The 16,822-nt window shown below is 70.0% G+C and carries 16 protein-coding genes, 1 tRNA gene and 1 pseudogene; 11 read left to right on the plus strand and 7 right to left on the minus strand.

Going from position 1 to position 16,822, the window contains the following annotated elements; translation table 11 throughout:
- The first annotated feature begins 2 nt into the window (after positions 1-2).
- Together ahcY and OG332_RS00775 are read left to right on the plus strand one after the other, a co-directional pair.
- Entirely contained in the window at positions 3-1,421 is a 1,419-nt protein-coding gene (gene ahcY, locus OG332_RS00770) for an adenosylhomocysteinase (protein ID WP_327411581.1), read from the plus strand.
- Positions 1,422-1,580: 159 nt separating this feature from the next.
- Positions 1,581-2,195, plus strand: coding sequence for an anthrone oxygenase family protein (locus tag OG332_RS00775; protein ID WP_327411582.1), 615 nt, complete (start codon positions 1,581-1,583; stop codon positions 2,193-2,195).
- Between the two features lie 128 nt (positions 2,196-2,323).
- Here OG332_RS00775 and OG332_RS00780 read toward each other — a convergent pair whose 3' ends face one another.
- Both OG332_RS00780 and OG332_RS00785 read right to left on the minus strand, forming a co-directional pair.
- The gene (locus OG332_RS00780; RefSeq protein WP_327411583.1) at positions 2,324-2,821 is read right to left on the minus strand and encodes an anthrone oxygenase family protein; all 498 of its coding nucleotides are present in this window, start codon (positions 2,819-2,821) and stop codon (positions 2,324-2,326) included.
- 162 nt (positions 2,822-2,983) lie between these two features.
- On the minus strand, positions 2,984-3,673 hold the full coding sequence (locus OG332_RS00785) for a nuclear transport factor 2 family protein (protein ID WP_327411584.1): 690 nt from the start codon (positions 3,671-3,673) through the stop codon (positions 2,984-2,986).
- A gap of 179 nt (positions 3,674-3,852) precedes the next feature.
- Here OG332_RS00785 and OG332_RS00790 point away from each other — a divergent pair, with 179 nt between their 5' ends.
- The 4 genes from OG332_RS00790 to OG332_RS00805 all read left to right on the plus strand — a co-directional run bounded on the left by OG332_RS00790 (position 3,853) and on the right by OG332_RS00805 (position 9,322).
- Entirely contained in the window at positions 3,853-4,593 is a 741-nt protein-coding gene (locus OG332_RS00790; protein ID WP_327411585.1) for a hypothetical protein, read from the plus strand.
- A 432-nt stretch (positions 4,594-5,025) separates the two neighbouring features.
- Positions 5,026-5,940, plus strand: coding sequence for an allantoinase PuuE (gene puuE / locus OG332_RS00795; protein WP_327411586.1), 915 nt, complete (start codon positions 5,026-5,028; stop codon positions 5,938-5,940).
- Between the two features lie 865 nt (positions 5,941-6,805).
- A complete protein-coding gene (locus OG332_RS00800; RefSeq protein ID WP_327411587.1) occupies positions 6,806-8,203 on the plus strand; it encodes an IS1380 family transposase in 1,398 nt (465 codons plus the stop codon).
- Positions 8,204-8,479: 276 nt separating this feature from the next.
- Complete coding sequence (locus OG332_RS00805; protein ID WP_327411588.1) at positions 8,480-9,322, plus strand: IS5 family transposase; 843 nt, start codon at positions 8,480-8,482, stop codon at positions 9,320-9,322.
- Positions 9,323-9,341: 19 nt separating this feature from the next.
- On the opposite strand, the gene OG332_RS00810 is transcribed toward OG332_RS00805, so the two are convergent.
- Positions 9,342-9,785, minus strand: coding sequence for a transglycosylase SLT domain-containing protein (locus OG332_RS00810; RefSeq protein ID WP_327411589.1), 444 nt, complete (start codon positions 9,783-9,785; stop codon positions 9,342-9,344).
- A gap of 641 nt (positions 9,786-10,426) precedes the next feature.
- On the opposite strand from OG332_RS00810, the gene OG332_RS00815 reads away from it, so the two are divergent.
- The 4 genes from OG332_RS00815 to OG332_RS00830 all read left to right on the plus strand — a co-directional run bounded on the left by OG332_RS00815 (position 10,427) and on the right by OG332_RS00830 (position 12,331).
- Entirely contained in the window at positions 10,427-11,062 is a 636-nt protein-coding gene (locus OG332_RS00815; protein ID WP_327411590.1) for an alpha/beta hydrolase, read from the plus strand.
- A gap of 165 nt (positions 11,063-11,227) precedes the next feature.
- Positions 11,228-11,302 (plus strand) — tRNA-Trp (locus OG332_RS00820).
- Positions 11,303-11,566: 264 nt separating this feature from the next.
- Positions 11,567-11,989 carry a VOC family protein gene (locus OG332_RS00825; RefSeq protein ID WP_327411591.1) on the plus strand — a complete coding sequence of 141 codons (423 nt, stop codon included), beginning with the start codon at positions 11,567-11,569 and terminating at the stop codon, positions 11,987-11,989.
- Positions 11,990-12,082: 93 nt separating this feature from the next.
- Positions 12,083-12,331 carry a DUF4240 domain-containing protein gene (locus tag OG332_RS00830; RefSeq protein ID WP_327411592.1) on the plus strand — a complete coding sequence of 83 codons (249 nt, stop codon included), beginning with the start codon at positions 12,083-12,085 and terminating at the stop codon, positions 12,329-12,331.
- 30 nt (positions 12,332-12,361) lie between these two features.
- On the opposite strand, the gene OG332_RS00835 is transcribed toward OG332_RS00830, so the two are convergent.
- The 4 genes from OG332_RS00835 to OG332_RS00850 all read right to left on the minus strand — a co-directional run bounded on the left by OG332_RS00835 (position 12,362) and on the right by OG332_RS00850 (position 15,175).
- A complete protein-coding gene (locus OG332_RS00835) occupies positions 12,362-13,258 on the minus strand; it encodes an IS3 family transposase (RefSeq protein WP_327411458.1) in 897 nt (298 codons plus the stop codon).
- Complete coding sequence (locus OG332_RS00840) at positions 13,255-13,563, minus strand: transposase (protein WP_327411593.1); 309 nt, start codon at positions 13,561-13,563, stop codon at positions 13,255-13,257. The genes OG332_RS00835 and OG332_RS00840 overlap by 4 nt, the downstream gene beginning before the upstream one ends.
- 191 nt (positions 13,564-13,754) lie before the next feature.
- The gene (locus OG332_RS00845) at positions 13,755-14,675 is read right to left on the minus strand and encodes an IS3 family transposase (protein WP_327411594.1); all 921 of its coding nucleotides are present in this window, start codon (positions 14,673-14,675) and stop codon (positions 13,755-13,757) included.
- The gene (locus OG332_RS00850) at positions 14,672-15,175 is read right to left on the minus strand and encodes a transposase (protein ID WP_327411595.1); all 504 of its coding nucleotides are present in this window, start codon (positions 15,173-15,175) and stop codon (positions 14,672-14,674) included. The genes OG332_RS00845 and OG332_RS00850 overlap by 4 nt, the downstream gene beginning before the upstream one ends.
- Between OG332_RS00850 and OG332_RS00855 the strand changes: the two are divergent.
- A pseudogene (locus OG332_RS00855) lies at positions 15,101-16,728 on the plus strand (IS4 family transposase). The gene OG332_RS00850 and the pseudogene OG332_RS00855 overlap by 75 nt on opposite strands.
- Positions 16,729-16,822 lie beyond the last annotated feature (94 nt).

The following is a 16,822-nucleotide window of genomic DNA, read 5'->3' on the forward strand; positions in this document are numbered from 1 at the left end:
CCATGGACTTCAAGGTCGCCGATCTCGGCCTCGCGGACTTCGGCCGCAAGGAGATCACCCTGGCCGAGCACGAGATGCCCGGTCTGATGTCGATCCGCAAGGAGTACGCCCCCTCGCAGCCCCTCGCCGGGGCGAGGATCACCGGTTCCCTGCACATGACCGTGCAGACGGCCGTCCTGATCGAGACGCTGGTGGCGCTGGGGGCCCAGGTGCGCTGGGTGTCCTGCAACATCTACTCCACCCAGGACCACGCGGCCGCCGCCATCGCGGTGGGCCCGAACGGCACCCCGGACAGCCCGCAGGGCATCCCCGTCTTCGCCTGGAAGGGCGAGACGCTCCAGGAGTACTGGTGGTGCACCGAGCAGGCCCTGGCCTGGCCCGGCCACGCGGGCCCCAACATGATCCTCGACGACGGCGGTGACGCAACCCTCCTGGTCCACAAGGGTGTCGAGTACCAGAAGGCGGGCGCCGTGCCGGACCCGTCCACCGCGGACAACGAGGAAATGGCCCTGGTCCTGGGCCTGCTGCAGAAGACGTCCATCGACTGGACGGCACTTGCGGCGGACATCCGCGGCGTGACGGAGGAGACCACCACCGGGGTCCACCGCCTCTACGAGATGCACCGGGCGGGCGCCCTGCTGTTCCCGGCGATCAACGTGAACGACGCGGTGACGAAGTCGAAGTTCGACAACAAGTACGGCTGCCGCCACTCCCTGATCGACGGCATCAACCGTGCCACCGACGTCCTCATCGGCGGCAAGACGGCCGTGGTCTTCGGCTACGGCGACGTCGGCAAGGGCTGCGCCGAGTCCCTGCGCGGCCAGGGCGCCCGTGTCATCGTCACCGAGATCGACCCGATCTGCGCGCTGCAGGCGGCGATGGACGGCTACCAGGTCGCCACCCTGGACGATGTCGTCGAGAGCGCCGACATCTTCATCACGACCACCGGCAACAAGGACATCATCATGGCCGCCGACATGGCCAGGATGAAGCACCAGGCCATCGTGGGCAACATCGGCCACTTCGACAACGAGATCGACATGGCCGGCCTCGCGAAGATCGACGGCATCGTCAAGGACGAGGTCAAGCCGCAGGTCCACACCTGGAAGTTCCCCGACGGCAAGGTCCTGATCGTGCTGTCCGAGGGCCGTCTGCTCAACCTGGGCAACGCGACCGGCCACCCCTCCTTCGTCATGTCGAACTCCTTCGCGGACCAGACCCTGGCCCAGATCGAGCTCTTCACCAAGCCGGAGGAGTACCCGACCGAGGTGTACGTGCTGCCCAAGCACCTCGACGAGAAGGTCGCCCGCCTCCACCTCGACGCCCTCGGCGTCCGCCTGACCACCCTGCGCCCGGAGCAGGCCGCCTACATCGGCGTCCAGGTCGAGGGCCCGTACAAGCCGGACCACTACCGCTACTGACCACCCCCTGACCGGCGACCGAAAAGATCGAGCCACCGGCTCTCGAGGTTTGCTCGAGAGCCGGTGGAAAGCCCGTGGCCGGGTGTCCCCGGGAGTGTCACGATCGGATGTCCCGCGCCGAAAGAGCAGTGCTCCCACCACCCCAGACGAGGATGTCCCATGAACCCCAACCCGGCCGGCAGCCCCCAGCATTACCCCGCCCCAGGCCCGAGCCCGTACGCCACCCAGCAGCCCGGCCCCTACGCCCCGCCCCAGCCCCCCGCGCCCGCCGACCGCGGCAAGGCGGGCACCGCCCTCCTGCTGGTCTCCACGATCCTCATGGGCCTGATGGCCGGCCTCTTCTTCGCCTTCGACGTCTCGGTGATGCCGGGTCTGGCGGCGGGCGACGAACGCACCTACATCACCGCGATGCAGAACTTCAACGCGGCGATCGACGGCAACGCCGTCTTCGGCATGGCCTTCGTACTCGCCCTGCTCACCTCCGCGGCCTCGGCGATCGTCGAGTTCCGCAAGGGCCGCCGCACCGTGGCGATCTGGGTCGGGGCGGCCACGGCGGCCTACTTCCTCGTCCTGATGATCACCTTCTCGGTGAACATCCCCCTCAACAACGAACTCGCCGACGCGGGGGACGCGGCGAAGCTGACGGACTTCTCGATCGTCGACAAGTTCAAGGACACCTGGGCCGCCACCAACATCGTCCGCACCCTGCTGTGCACGGCGGCCCTGACGGCCCTGTCCCGTGCCCTGGTCCTGTACGGCCGCGCCACCCGCTGAACCGCGGCTCCCGTCCTCCCCCTCACCGCACCACCACGAAGTCCCCCGGCCACCCGACCGGGGGACTTCGTACATCCCGCCCGCCCCCGGCCGGCCGGGGGGACGGCCGGCCGGGGGCGGACAGGGGGTCAGCCGGCCTGGCCGTGCAGGTACAGCGCCCAGGACAGGAAGCCCACGGAGGCCGTGCACAGCAGGGTGCGCCACACATTCGCAACGGACCAGGGGCCCTCGAAGGCGCGGCGGACCGCTGCGGGGTCGGGGATCCGGTCGACGGGACCGGCCTTCTCCAGCATGTTGTTCAGCGGGATGTTCACCTTGTTGGTGACGCCCATCGAGACGATGTAGCAGACCAGGGCCGCGATCAGCGGCGGCAGCACGTCACGGCCGTCGGAGGGGATGTGGAGGGCCAGGGCCAGCGCGGTGAACAGGAACGCCCCGATGTAGCCGAGGACGAACCAGCCGTTGAGGATGGCCACGTTGATGCGCTGCATGACCTCGATGACCGTACGGTCGTCGGTGCGCTTGAGACCCGGCATCACGGAGACGGAGAAACCGTAGAAGAGGCCACTGACCAGTCCCGTGGTGAGCGTGGCGGCGATGAGCGAGGCCAGGCGTGCGGTCTCCATCGTGCGTCCCCCTGTTCGTCCGTCCGCCAAGTCTCTCGGTCATCGATTCTTCGGGAACGGGTCATCGAATCGTCAAGTCATGGGGATCATACGGGCGCAGGGGGCTCCAGCGGTGGGTGATTCGAGCCGCCTTCGAGTGGATCTCGAGCGGCCGGCCCCCTGTCAGGCGGCGGGCGGGGTCCAGTCGGCGGGCAGGCCGGACTGGGACAGGACCGCGGCCAGGCTGTAGTGGTCCCGGTCGAAGACGATCCGGCAGTGGTTGCCATCGAGGCCGAGGACGGTGGTCATCGGCACGGCGAAGGGCTTGGACGCGCCCTTGAGATGGCCGGAGTAGAGGGCCCGGACGGTGACGCGGTCCCCCTCGAGACGGGTGGAGCGGACGGTGACGTGGACGTTCTCGATGAGGGTGTCGGCACGGGCCTTCCACCCCGCGATCTCCTCCCGTCCGCGGAAGGTGACGGCCACGGCTTCGTCGGTGTAGGTGCCGTCGGCGGTGAACAGGGCGCCGAGGGCCTGGGGGTCGGTGCCGTTCCAGGCACGGGCCCAGGCGGTGACGATCCGCGGCACGTGCCGGCCCGCGGCGGGAGCAGCAGGGGCCGCGGAGGCGACGGCGGAGGTGGAGGCGGCGTGGGCCGTGGCGGCGACGGCGGAGGTGGAGGTGACGTGGGCCGTGGCGGCGACGGCGGAGGCGGCGTGGGCGGTGGCGGCGACGGCGGAGGCGGCGTGGGCGGTGGCGGCGACGGCGGAGGCGGCGTGGGCGGTGGCGGCGACGGCGGTGGCGGCGTGGGCGGTGGCGCACAGGGCTGCGGTGGCGGTCAGGACCGTCATCGTACGGATCGGGCGGGATGCCATGGCTGTTGCTCCTTCAGGCGGTGTGTGGCACACAGCCTCACGCCGGGCGCTGTCCACTGGCCAGACCCCGCAGGGCCTGGCCACTGCCCGACACTGTCCACGCCTGTCCACGGGATGCGCCGGCCGTGCACGTCCCGTCCGCCGCCACCGCTCCTTGTGCGGCCGCACGGGGGCGTCGGGTGCGGCTCCCCCGTCCGGAGGCCATCGCCGCCGCCCCCGGCATGGCGCCCGGGCTGGGCGGCGGCGCACGGCGGATACTGCGGGCGATGCCTCCCACCCTGCAGGAGGGGCCCGTGAGCGAGCCCGGCCCCCAAGGAAGTCGACGGCCCGGACCGGGCGGAGCGGGCGATGACGGCGCCGGTCAGGCCGGGGTCATCGGCATCGGGCTCGCCGCCGTACTGGCGTTCGCACTCGCGCAGGGTTCCTGGCAGTGGTTCGCCACCTACATCGGGGTGACGCTTTTCGCGGTGGTCTTCGCCTTCCGCGGCCAGCCCGTATGGCGGCCCGGCGTCCGGTCGGCGTACATGCGCGCTCTGGTCGCCTACTCACTCGTCGTCGGACTGTGCGTGGCGATCGCGCTGGCCCCCATGATGCAGCGCTGGGACTGGCTGTTCCCGATGCCGGGCACGCGCAGCGGGTGCGACGGGCTCGGCAGGTACGAGGTCATCCGCACGCGGGCGGCAGTCGCAAACCTGGCCGCAGGCGACGGCGCCGCCGTGGCGTACGCGCAGGAGGCCCAGCGCCGCAAGGCCGTCGCCGAGTGCCTGGCGTCCACGACGACCCTGTGGCTGCCCCTGTACGGAGCCGGGGCGGCCGTGCTGGTGGGCGCGGGCGCCTGGTTCCTGGACCGAAACCGTTCGAGGAAGGATTCCCGGCAGGACTCCTCCCCGCCGGGGCCTGCGAACGCGGGGCACCGGTAAGGCACCGGTATCCGGGCGGGCGCGGGTAAGACACCGGGCACCGGAAACCGGCAGGGCGCCGGTAAGACGCGGGGCACCGGCTGCCGGTCCACCCTCCCCACCCCTCCTCCCCTCCTCCCCTCCTCCCCACCCTCCCCACCCTCCCCCTCCCTTTCTCCCCGGCCCCTTCTCCCCGGCCCTTTGTTCCCGGCCCTTTCTTCCCGGCCCTTTGTTCCCGGCCCTTCCTTCCCGGCCCTTTGTTCCCGGCCCTTTCTTCCCGGCCCTTTGTTCCCGGCCCTTTGTTCCCGGCCTGGCGTCGGGTCACCTCCGGTGTCCCGCGCCCTGTTTGCCGGGGGGCCTGCACCGGGCGGTGTGGGCTGATCGGCCGCGGGGGCTGCCGCCCGGCGCGGCGTCGCCCGGGTCCGGGGGCGCGGCGGGGGTAGGGTGCGGCCCGTGTCCGAGGATCAGCGCGACCTCGTCGGTTACGGCGCCGGGCCGCCGCATGCCGCGTGGCCCGGCGGGGCCCGTGTCGCGGTCAGTCTCGTCCTCAACTACGAGGAAGGCGGGGAGCAGAGCGTCCTTGAAGGCGACCGCGCCTCGGAGGGGTTCCTTCACGAACTGGTCGGTGCGCCGCCCGTGGTGGGCGGGCGTGACCTGAACGCCGAGTCGATGTTCGCCTACGGTGCGCGCGCCGGTTTCTGGCGCCTCCACCGCACGCTCACGGCGCACGGCGTGCCGCTCACCGTCCACGCGGTGGGCCAGGCCCTGGAGCGCAACCCGGACGCGGCGCGCGCGATGGGCGCCGCGGGCTGGGAGGTGGCGGGCCACGGCTGGCGCTGGATCGACTACCGCCACGTGCCCGAGGACGTCGAGCGCGCCGACATCGCGCGTTCGATCGCCACGATCGAACGGCTCGTGGGACGCCGGCCCGTCGGCTGGTACACCGGCCGGACCAGCCCCGCCACGCGGCGTCTGGTCGCCGAGGACGGCGGTTTCCTCTACGACAGCGACGACTACTCGGACGACCTGCCGTTCTACGCGGAGATGGGCGGCCGCCCGCACCTCGTGGTTCCGTACAGCCTGGATGCCAACGATTTCAAGTTCCTGATCGTCCACGGCTTCACGACGGCCGACGACATGCTCGCGTATCTCATCGACACGTTCGAGGTGCTCCACGCCGAGGGCGGACAACGGCCGCGGATGATGAGCGTGGGCCTGCACTGCCGGATCATCGGCCGGCCCGGCCGTATCCGTGCGCTCGACGGCTTCTTGGAACACGTCGCGCAGCGGGGCGGGACATGGGTCGCCACCCGCGAGCAGATCGCACGTCACTGGCTCACCACCCACCCACCCCCGCCCCCGCCCTGAATCCTTCCGCAGACCCAGCCCCAGCCCGCAAGCCCGAGGGTCCGGGAACCCGGGAAGCCCGCAGGCCCAGGAGCCCGAGGGTCCGCAGGCCTGGGAGACCGCAGGCCCGGAAGCCCGGCGGCTCGGGGGTCCGGGAGCCCGGCGGCTCGGGGGTCCGGAAGCCCGCAGGCCCGGGAACCCGGAAGCCCGCAAGCCCGAGGGCCCGGGGGGCCGGAAGCCCAGCGGCTCGGAAGCCCGGCGGCCCGAGAGCCCGGGGGTCTGGAAGCCCGCAGGCCCGGGGGTCCGCAGGCCCGGGAACCCGGGAACCCGGAGGCCCGCAGGCCCGGGAGTCCGAGAGACCGCAGGCCCGCAGGCCCGAGAGACCGCAGGCCCGGAAGCCCGGAAGCCGGGAAGCCGGAGGCCCGCAGGCCCGAGGGCCCGGAAGCCCGGAAGCCCGCAGGCCCAGAGGCTCGGAAGCCCGGAGGCCCAGGAGCCCGGGGGCCGGGAACCCGGAGGCCCGGGGGGCCGGAAGCCCGAGAGACCGCAGGCCGTGAGGGGGTCCGGCGGCTCGGAAGGCCGGAGGCCCGAGAGACCGCAGGCTCGGGGGTCCAGGGGTCCAGGGGGTCTGGGGGGGCCGGGGGCCCGGGGGGCCGGGGCCCGGGGGCCCGGGGGCGGCTGGATGCACGGAAGACGCCCGGCCGGGAGAATTCCGGCCGGGCGTCTTCCGTGCGTCTGCTGTCCGTCTGCTGCGTGCCGGTGGCTTAGCCTCGATCCACCGAGCAATAGCCGGTCCAGGGCTTGGACATGAAGACGCGGATGCCCTCTGAGCTGGGATGATGGGACTTCCTACGGTTCCATTTCCACAGAGCAAGAGAACATCCGCGAGATGCAATCTTCCCATGCTGCTTCGGCGGTGTTTGCCGCGTTCGATGACGCGAATCTGGTCGCGCATGCCGGGCTGGTCCCGGTGATGCGGCTGGCCGAGCGGTGCGGGCTTGCCCGGCTGGTGGCCGAGAAGGTGAAGCTGACCGGCGCGAAGAACGGCGCGGGCGCGTCGGCGGACGCCAAGGTGACCAGCATCGTGGCCGGGATGGCCGCGGGTGCGGACAGCATCGACGATCTGGATGTGCTGCGGCACGGTGCGATGCCCGTGTTGTTCGCAGGCGTCCGTGCGCCGTCCACGCTGGGCACGTTTCTGCGCTCGTTCACCCATGGTCACGCGCTCCAGCTCCACGCGGTGCACCGCGGGTTCCTGGCCGCTCTGGCCTCGCACACCCCGCTGCTGCCCGGCGCGGGCGAGAAGGCGTTCATCGATGTCGACTCCACCCACAAACGGGTCTACGGCCGGACCAAGCAGGGTGGCGAGTACGGCCGGTTCAAGGGTGTCCGCACCCTGCACCCCCTGCTCGCCACGATCTGCACCCCCGCCGCGCGGCCGGTGATCGCCGGGGCACGGATGCGGCGGGGCAAGGCGGCCGACTCCCGCGGTGCCCCCAAGTTCGTCAGCGAGGCTCTGGCCACCGCCCGGGAGGCCGGCTGCACCGGCCTGCGGATCCTGCGGGCGGACTCGCAGTTCTACAACGCCGGTGTGATCGCCGCCTGCCGCCGGGCCGGAGCCCACTTCTCCATCACGACCGGCATGAACCCCTCCATCAAACGGGCCGTCCTGGCCATCCCGGACGGCACGTGGCAGCAGATCAGCTACCCGACCGCGGTGCCCGACCCCGACACCGGGGAGCTCATCTCCGGCGCCGAAGTCGCCGAGATACCCGCATACACCGCGTTCGCCGGCCGCAAGAAGAGCGAGCGGGTCACGGCCCGGCTGATCGTGCGCCGGGTCCGGGACCTGGCCAAACCCGCCGGCGTCGGTGAGCAGGGCGAGCTGTTCCCCGTCTGGCGCTACCACCCGTTCTTCACCGACAACCCCGCCGGAACGCTCCAGGCCGAGCGGGAACACCGTCACCACGCCGTCGTCGAGCAGGTCATCGCCGACAGCAAAGCCTCCGCCCTCGCCCACCTGCCCTCCGGACAGTTCAACGCCAACGCGGCCTGGCTGACCCTGTGGGCGATGACCTACAACCTGCTGCGGGCCACCGGTGCTCTGACCTCCGCCTTCCACGCCAAGGCCACCACCGCCACCCTCCGCACCCACCTGATCCACGTTCCGGCCCGGACCGCCCGCTCCGCCCGGCGCGTCACCCTGCACCTACCGCACAACTGGCCCTGGCAGCACGCCTGGACGCACCTGTTCGACACGGTCCACGGCCCACCCGGCCCGGCCTGACGCCCCCTGCCCACCCCGCCCGCCAGGGCCCAACCGGAACCAAGTCGTGGAAAAGCTGGGCAGACCAGCGGCTACAACCTGCCCATGCCCAACCACCGCCCCAAAACCGGCACAGACGCCCGCCAGAAGATCACCCTCAGACCACATCGGTGGATCGAGGCTTAGACCGACCGGCAGTAGGGCCGTGGGTGTCGGTGATCGGCGGCCCGAGCGCAAGGCAGGCACGAGCCTGAGTGATCATGGAGTTCTCTACGCTCAGTGATCACCGGAGGGCTCGTGCCTGTCCTGCCATCATGCCTGCTCGAACCCCTGTGGGACCAGTTCGCGGCGCTGCTGCCCGCGCACGTGGACGGCCATCCGCTTGGCTGCCACAATCCGCGCCTCCCCGACCGGATCGTCTTCGAGCACGTGATCGCTGCCCTCGTGCACGGCTCCGGCTACGAACGCATCGCCAGTCCCGGCTGCTCCGACCGCACTATCCGACGCCGCGTCAGACACTGGGCCGACCTGGGGATATGTCAGCAACTGCACGCCTTGGCCCTGGAGGCGTACGACCGCATGATCGGCCTGGAACTCGACGAACTGTCGGTCGACGGCTGCATCACCAAGGCGCCCTGCGGCGGCGAGAAGGCCGGCCGCTCCCCGGTCGACCGCGGCAAGCAGGGCCTGAAACGCTCGATAGCAGCCGAGGCCCGCGGTGTTCCGCTCGGCCTGGTCTCCGCCGGAGCCAACCGGCACGACTCGCCCCTGCTCATCCCCACCCTCGACGCCGTGAAAACCCAGGTCGGACCACTCCCCGAGCAGGTCAACGTCAACCTGGACCGCGGCTACGACAGCGCGAAGACCCGGACCGCGCTGGAGGAGTTCGGCTTCACCGTCGAGATCGCCCGCAAGGGTGTGCCCGCCCCAATCCAAGCCGGGAAACGCTGGGTGGTGGAGCGCGCACACTCGTGGATGAACGGCTTCGGCAAACTGCGGCGCTGCACCGAGAAGAACGGCAACGTCGTGGACTTCTACCTGCACCTCACCGCCACGATCGTCACGCTCCGCATGCTCATCCGCCGCGCGACGCTCCAATACCGCTGGGACACCCGCCCCACCACCCGACGACTCAAGTGACGCCTACTGCCGGTCGGTCTTAGTACCAGTGGTTGGCGGACCAGAAGTTCCAGGCGCCGACGGGGCTGCCGTAGCGCTCGTTCATGTAGTCCAGGCCCCACTTGATCTGGGTGGCCGGGTTGGTCTTCCAGTCCGCGCCCGCGGAGGCCATCTTCGACGCCGGCAGGGCCTGGGCCAGGCCGTAGGCGCCGGAGGAGGCGTTGGTCGCGGTGTAGTCCCAGCCACTCTCACGCGAAATGATCTTGTCGAAGGCGGCGAACTGGGCCGGGTCCTTGATCATCTGCTGCGCGATCGCCTTGGCGCTCGTCGGGGCAGCCTGCGCGGGAACCGCGGCAAGCATGGAACCGGCGACGCCCAGGGCGAGGACGGAACCCGCGAGGGCCTTCTTCGAAGCGGCGATGCGGCGGATGACGGCGTTGGACACGGATTGACCTTCCGAAGGGGACAGAGACGGTCGCCGCATGCCGAAGACATGCGTGAACCACTCACGCAGTGGAGAGGGGAACCGCAGGCGGCGGGTGAAACACCCGCACCGCCCGGCGACTCATCCAGTTCTACCGACGCCCCCACGCCCTGGCAACGACTCCACCTACTACCCGGCCTCGCAGCAACACACCCACACCCCCACCGCACCGCCACAGGGATCCACGCAGGCCAAAGCCCCCACAACGCGACCACCCCAAGCCCACCACCACCTACTAACCCAGGCCGTATGTGACGTGGGCCCTATGGGCCGAGTCACCCCCAAACCACCCCAACCTCACTAAACGTCACCACACACACCCCTCCAACGAGGTGGTTGATTTGTCAGAATTGCACCGGAATCGAAGGGGACAGGTGGACTACAGGCCAACCTTCCGTGCCCACCCCGCACCACCCCCGTCAGCACGACACCCCGAGCCACACAACTCCGACAGCCCCCACCAGACGCCCCACCCACCCCGCACCCAGCCCGCCCCGGCACCCGGCCCAGGCCGCCCGGCACCCAAGCAGCACAGCACCCAAGCAGCACAGCACCCGGCAGACCCCAGCCACCGACCCGCCCACCCCACACAAGAACAACAGAACCAAAACACCCGACACGAGAACACCCGGTACCGGCTGATGTTCAACATCAACGCGGGCAAGGAGATCTGGCCCGAGCTGGGGCAGGCCCTGCGGGCGGCGCAGGCACGGCAGGCCACGTTCCTGCTGAACCCGCCCTCCCCCGCGTCGTTCGACTTCCTCAACGTCAACATGGCCGTCGAGTGCGCCGACCGCGTCTATCCGACCAGTCGGCTGCTCCTGGACGCGCTGGTCGGTGCCCATGTCGCCTCGGAGCCGCTGCTGGGATCCGCCATCGGGCTCGGGCCGCCCACCTACGACCACAACCATGCGCCGACCTGCGCCCAGTGGCCGGCGGAACGCCCGAGCCGTTTCGAGGGCTCCTACCGGGCGGCGAGTTCCGCCCCGATCCTGGTCCTCGGCACGACCGGGGACCCGGACACCCCGTACCAGGACGCCGTGGCCCTGGCAGCGAGGCTGGACAACGGGCGGCTGCTGACCTTCGCCGGTGAAGGACACACCGCGTACAACCGGAGCGCGTGCGTCAGCGCCCTGGTCACGGAGTACCTCGCCACGCTGGCACTGCCCGCACGGGACACCGCATGCGCGGACGAGACGCCGACGGGGACGCTCGGCCGCCGCACCGCGGGCGTCGAGGTCGACGAGACGCGCGAGGTGATCCCCACGCTGCGCTGAGCACGCGCGGAGAGCGCGTACGGAGAGCGCGTACGGAGAGCGCGTGCGCTGGACAACGGGGGCCGGGCGGGTACCGCATCGGTTGGCCCCCGTGCTAGCCGCTCCAGGGCGGAGGGAGGGCATCGGATGGGGTCGGGGCGGGGTGGCTTAGGATGCCGGGCGGACGGAGCCGTAGCGCAGAGGTCGACGCGCGCGGTCTCCAAAACCGCGAGGACGCCGGTTCGAATCCGGTCGGCTCCGTCCGCAGACCACGGCAGGAGACGAGCCCGGAACCGCATCGAGGGCGCGGGCGCGGGCCGGGGCCAGTACGCCGGGGGCCGGCCCCGCCCCGGCGATCCCACACGTACGGCAGGCCCGGCACGGCCGTCCGGGTGCTCCTCCTCGCGGGTGTGCCCCGTACTGGGTGCCCGGGCTTCGGGCACGTGCGGGGCCCGGTCCGCCGGGCGGATTCGGTGGCGCGCGTCGACCGCCCGTCCGTGGCCGGTGCACGGGCACACTGGGGACATGAACGTGAGCGGCGACCTTCTGGCCAGGGCGCGCGTGGCGACCCGGCTTCCCGCCCAGGATCTGGGACGGGCCCGGCGTTTCTACGCCGAGCGCCTCGGCCTGGAGCCTGTCGACGAGCGGCCCGGCGGCCTTCTGTACCGGTGCGGGAGTGCGGAGTTCGTGCTGTTCCGGTCCACGGGATCCTCGCCCGGCACGTTCACGCAGATGGCCTTCGAGGTCGACGACCTCACCCGTGTGGTCACGGGGCTCAAGCGGCTCGGTGTGGTGTTCGAGGACGTCGACGTTCCGGGATTCAAGACCAGGGACTCGATCGCCGAGATCGACGGGAACTACCCGAGCAAGGGCGCCCGGGGCGAGCGCGGCGCCTGGTTCCGCGACAGCGAGGGCAATCTGCTGGGCATCGGCGAACCGGTCGTCTGAAGGCCCTGAAGGCCCTGCGCCCCAAAGCTGTGGGGCCGGATGCCGGCGGGTGGCCGGGATGGATTGTCACAGGGTCCTGGCAGAGTGCGCGGCATGGGCATCGACACGTTCTGGGAGATCATCGAAACTGCGCGGTCCGAGGCAGCGGAAGCGGGCGAGCCGTTCGACGAAGTCCTCGTCAACCACCTCGCCGGCAGACGGCCGCAGGAGATCCTGGAGTATGCGGAACGCTTTGACGAACTGCATGACGCCCTGTATCGCTGGGACGTGTGGGCGGCTGCTTACCTCATCGGGGGCGGGTGCTCCGACGACAGCTTCATCGACTTCCGCGCCGGTGTGTGAAGTTTCCCCGTGATCTTGGACACGGTGTTGTTACGCTGCGAGGGCCTGGTCTTGCCGGTATCGCAGGCGGGTTTCGTGGGGTGTGAGGTAGCCCCAGTGGATGTGCTTGCGTAGGCGGCGTCTGTTGTAGAAGGTCTCGATGAAGTCGAAGATGTCGGCGCGGGCGGTGGCCCGGTCGGGCCAGAAGCGGGTGCCGATCTCTTCTTTCAGGACGGCCCAGAAGCTCTCCGCGGCGGCGTTATCGAAGCAGCTCCCGGTCCGGCCCATACTTTGCCGGTGCCCCAACTTGCTGATTTTTGTGCGGAGTTGACCGGAGGTGTATTCCGATCCGCGGTCACTGTGGATCACACAGCCGGGTTCCAGGCGGCCCAGCGCGGCTGCCATGTCCAGCGCGTCGACGACGAGGTCGGCGCGGTGGTGGTCGGCCATCGAGTACCCGATCACCTCGCGCGTGGCCAGGTCCAGCCACGAGGCGAGGTAGAGCCAGCCCTCGGCGGTGGGGATGTAGGTGATGTCCCCGACGATTTTCGTTCCGGGACGGATGGCGGTGAAGTCCCGGCCGATCAGGTCCGGCGACGGGGCGGCCTTGGTGTCGGCCTTGGTCAGGCCGCGGCGTCCGGTGCGCCGGCTGTTCCCGGCGATGCCGTTCTCCCGCATGACCCGTGCCACCCGCTTACGGTTGACCACCCGGCCCTGCCGGCGCAGTTCGGCGGTGACGCGCGGGACGCCGTAGTTCCGCCGGGAGGCGATGTAGATCACCGTGATCTCGTGTGCCAGGGTCTCATCCGCCCGTCGCCTGGCTTCGCGGGCCTCGGCTCCGGCCACCCACGCGTAGTACGTGGACCGGGCGGTCTTCATCACCGTGCACAGCAGCACGATCGTGTAGTTCGCCTTCTCCGCGTGGATGAACCGGCATATCGTGCTCACCGGTCGCTCTCCTTCGCGAAGAAGGCGGTCGCTTTTTCAGGATCTCGATCGTCTTCGCCTGCTCTACGGTCAGCTTCCGCAGCCGCTTCCAGTTCCTCGTCCCGGTCGTCGGCGGCCCGCACGGCGCCGGGTCCCGATCCGTTGTCCTGGGCGGCCCGGGCCTTCTTCACCCAGCCCCGCAGGGACTCCGAGCTGATCCCGAGTTCCCGGGCGACCTCGGTCACCGTCCGGCCCGACGACCGCACGAGCTCGATCGCGTCCCGCTTGTACTCGTCCGAGTACCGCTTCGTGTACTTGCTTCCCACCTGGCACTACTTCCTCTGGAACCTCAGATCCCAGTCTCCAGGTGTCCACGATCAAGGGGAAGCTTCAGTGATCGCTTCGGGACGTGACTGGTACCAGCGTGTGGACACGGCCCCGGACAGCCTGGCTGCGCACCCTGGTGCGATCCGGGCGGCCGCGCTCTGAGGTTCCCCCGCACTGCGGGAGGGGCTGACTAGCTGGTCAGGGTGGGTTGACGTGGTTTCAGGTTCACTTGTTCGGTCGCTGCCTGGTTGGCGTAGTGCTTCTCCTCGTACTCGATGGGGCTGAGGTAGCCGAGCCGTTTCTGGATGCGGCGGGGGTTGTAGAAGCCGTCGATGTACTCGAAGAGCGCGAGGTTCGCCTCGGCCCTGGTGGCGAAGACGCGGCCGCGGATGCACTCGGTCTTGATGACCATCCACAGGTTCTCCGCGAGGGCGTTGTCGTACGAGTCGCCGACCGAGCCCATGGAAGCCTGGATCCCGGCCCTGACCAGGCGTGTTGTGAGCTTCACGGACGTGTATTGACAGCCGTGGTCGGCGTGGTGAATAAGCTCTCCGGGGGCGACCTCGCGGCTGGCCAGGGCGTATTCCAGCGAGGTCAGGACCAGATCGGCGTCGGCGCGGGCGGAGGTCTCCCAGGCCACCACCCGGCGGGAGAACGCGTCGCGGATCGCGGACAGCCACAACGGCCCCTCCCCGGTGGGGATCATGGTCAGGTCGGTAACCCACAGCCGGTTCGGCCCGGCCGCGGTGAAGTCGCGTTGCACCAGGTCAGGGGCCAGATCGGCGTCCGGGTCACGGCGAGTGAAACCCTTGCCCCGGCGGGGACTGATCCCGGCCAGGCCGGCCTGGCGCATGAGCCGCTCGACGCGCTTCCTGCCGACGTGGACGCCCTCACGCTTGAGGACGGCGTGCACGCGGGGTGAGCCGTAGATCCCGCCGGACTCCTCGTGGACCTGCCGGATCCTGCTGGTCAGCTCGGCATCCCGGCGGCGCCGTTCGCACGGTTCGGTCTCGGCCTGGCGCCACCGGTAGTAGGTGGAGGAGGGGATGTTCAGTTCCCGGAGTACGGGCTCGACCCCCAGATACGGGTGCTCGTCAACGAGCGCCGTCACCTGGGCCGGGTCGGGTCGAGCTGGGCCGCGAAAAAAGCCGAGGCCGTCCGCAGGACCTCATTCGCACGCTTGAGCTGTGCATTCTCCTTCCGCAGGGCGGCAAGCTCCTCCCGCTCGCCAGTGGTGAGCACGTCGTCGCGTTCGCCGGCGTCGGCCTCTGCCTGCCGGATCCAGTTGCGCAGAGCCTCGTGGTGCACGCCGAGTTCCTCGGCCATGCGGCGGATCACGGGCTTCGGCTCGGCGGTCCGGTACATCCGTACCGCACGCTCACGCAACTCCAGCGGATACTTCCAAGACCACGGAGTTATGGCTTGTCGGCCGCTGTCAACAGGGGCGAGGTATTTGGGAGAAGTGCCGGTCAGGGCAACGGGACTCCTGGTAGAGCGAGGAAGCCGACCAAGGTCTTCCCGCCTGAAGGAGCCCCGTTGCCCGTTCAGTGTTCCACCGTCACGCTCACGTCGTCCATCACCGTCGCCGACGGGGTCTTCGCTCCGGGGCATCTGGGCGAGCTGACCCGGCACCTGCCCTTTGAACTGGTCGATGACGTGCTGGAACGTACTGGCGGAACCCAGCGGAGGCTGAGGCTGCTGCCGTCGAGGGTGGGTGTCTACTTCGTGCTGGCACTGGTTCTCTTCCCGCAGCTGGGCTACATGCGGGTGTGGGACAAACTCACCTGCGGCCTGCGCGGGCTCCTTCCACCGCGTCCGTCGGAGAAGGCGCTGCGAGAGGTGCGCCGGCGGCTGGGCGCCGCGCCGCTGCGGCTGCTCTTCGAGACACTGGCCGGTCCCGTGGCACAGCCGATCACACCAGGGGTGCGATACAGGTGCTGGCGCACAGTCGCCTTCGACGGCTGCAGCTCCACCAAGGCCCCTGACCGGCCGCGAGTCTGCGCCTGGCTGGGCAAACACAAGCATCGTTACGGCACGGACGGATATCCGATGCTGAAGATCATGGTGCTGTGCGAGACCGGAACCCGGGCCCTGCTCGGTGCGGTCTTCGGACCGACGCCCGAGAAGGAGACCGGCTACGCCGAGCAGCTGCTACCACTGCTGGACAACAGGATGCTGCTGCTCAACGACCGGGGCTTCGACTCCGACGACTTCCTCGCGAAGGCCGCGGCCACCGGCGCCCAGCTGCTGGTACGCCTCAAGGGAACCCGGACACCCGCACGCTGGGCACTACTGCCGGACGGGTCATTCCTGACCAGGATCAACGGGACCCGGCTGAGGATCATCGATGCGCACATCGCGGTGACGACCGCCAAAGGGCTGAGGCTGGAAGGCCACTACCGACTGGCCACCACGCTGACCGATCACCGTCGCTACCCCGCCGCAGAGCTGGTGGAGCTCTACCACGAGCGATGGGAGATCGAGTCCGCGTTCTACTCGCTTCGGCACACCCTGCAGCACGGCCTGGTGCTGCGATCCCAGGACGCGACCGGGATCCAACAAGAACTCTGGGCTCACCTGACCGTCTACCAGGCACTGCGCCGCGCGATGGCCGAGGCCGTCGAGACCCTCCCCGGCACCGACCCGGACCGCGCCTCCTTCACCGTCGCCCTGGAGACCGCAAAAGACCAGCTCATCGCCGCAGCCGACGTACTGCCCGACACCGGACCGGGACGAATCACACCGGCCCTGCTGCACGATCTGCTCCCACCCCGCCGGGCCCGCGTCAACCCACGCCGCGTCAAATGCCCGATCTCCCGCTACGCCGCCCCGCCCCACCAGGCACAAGTCCTGGGCGCATCCAGGATCACCAGCATCAGTGTCACCGTGAACCCCTCCGCTGGCCCAGGCCCCGACGGACGCCGCGACCGCACACTGCAACTCCTGCGAACCGATCCCCACCGCACCTGGCGCGCATGTGAAATCGCCCGCGGTATCGGACTGGAGGATCCCCAAGGACTACGCGCAGAACTGGGACGCTGGGTCCGCGAAGGAATCCTCCGCCGCACCGGCCGGGGCCTCTACACCCTCGACCCCGAGTGGACCACCCCAACCTCCACAAGCCCCTGTCCCCGCCCCTGTTGACAGCGCCGGACAAGCCATAACTCCGTGGTCTTGGGATACTTCCTCGGCGCAGGCATCGTCTGGGCTCCTCTCATGAGACCCATCTGACCCTCTGTCACCCATCCCCGCATCTCG

Source organism: Streptomyces sp. NBC_01233 (assembly GCF_035989305.1).
In the GTDB taxonomy this organism is placed as follows: Bacteria; Actinomycetota; Actinomycetes; order Streptomycetales; family Streptomycetaceae; genus Streptomyces.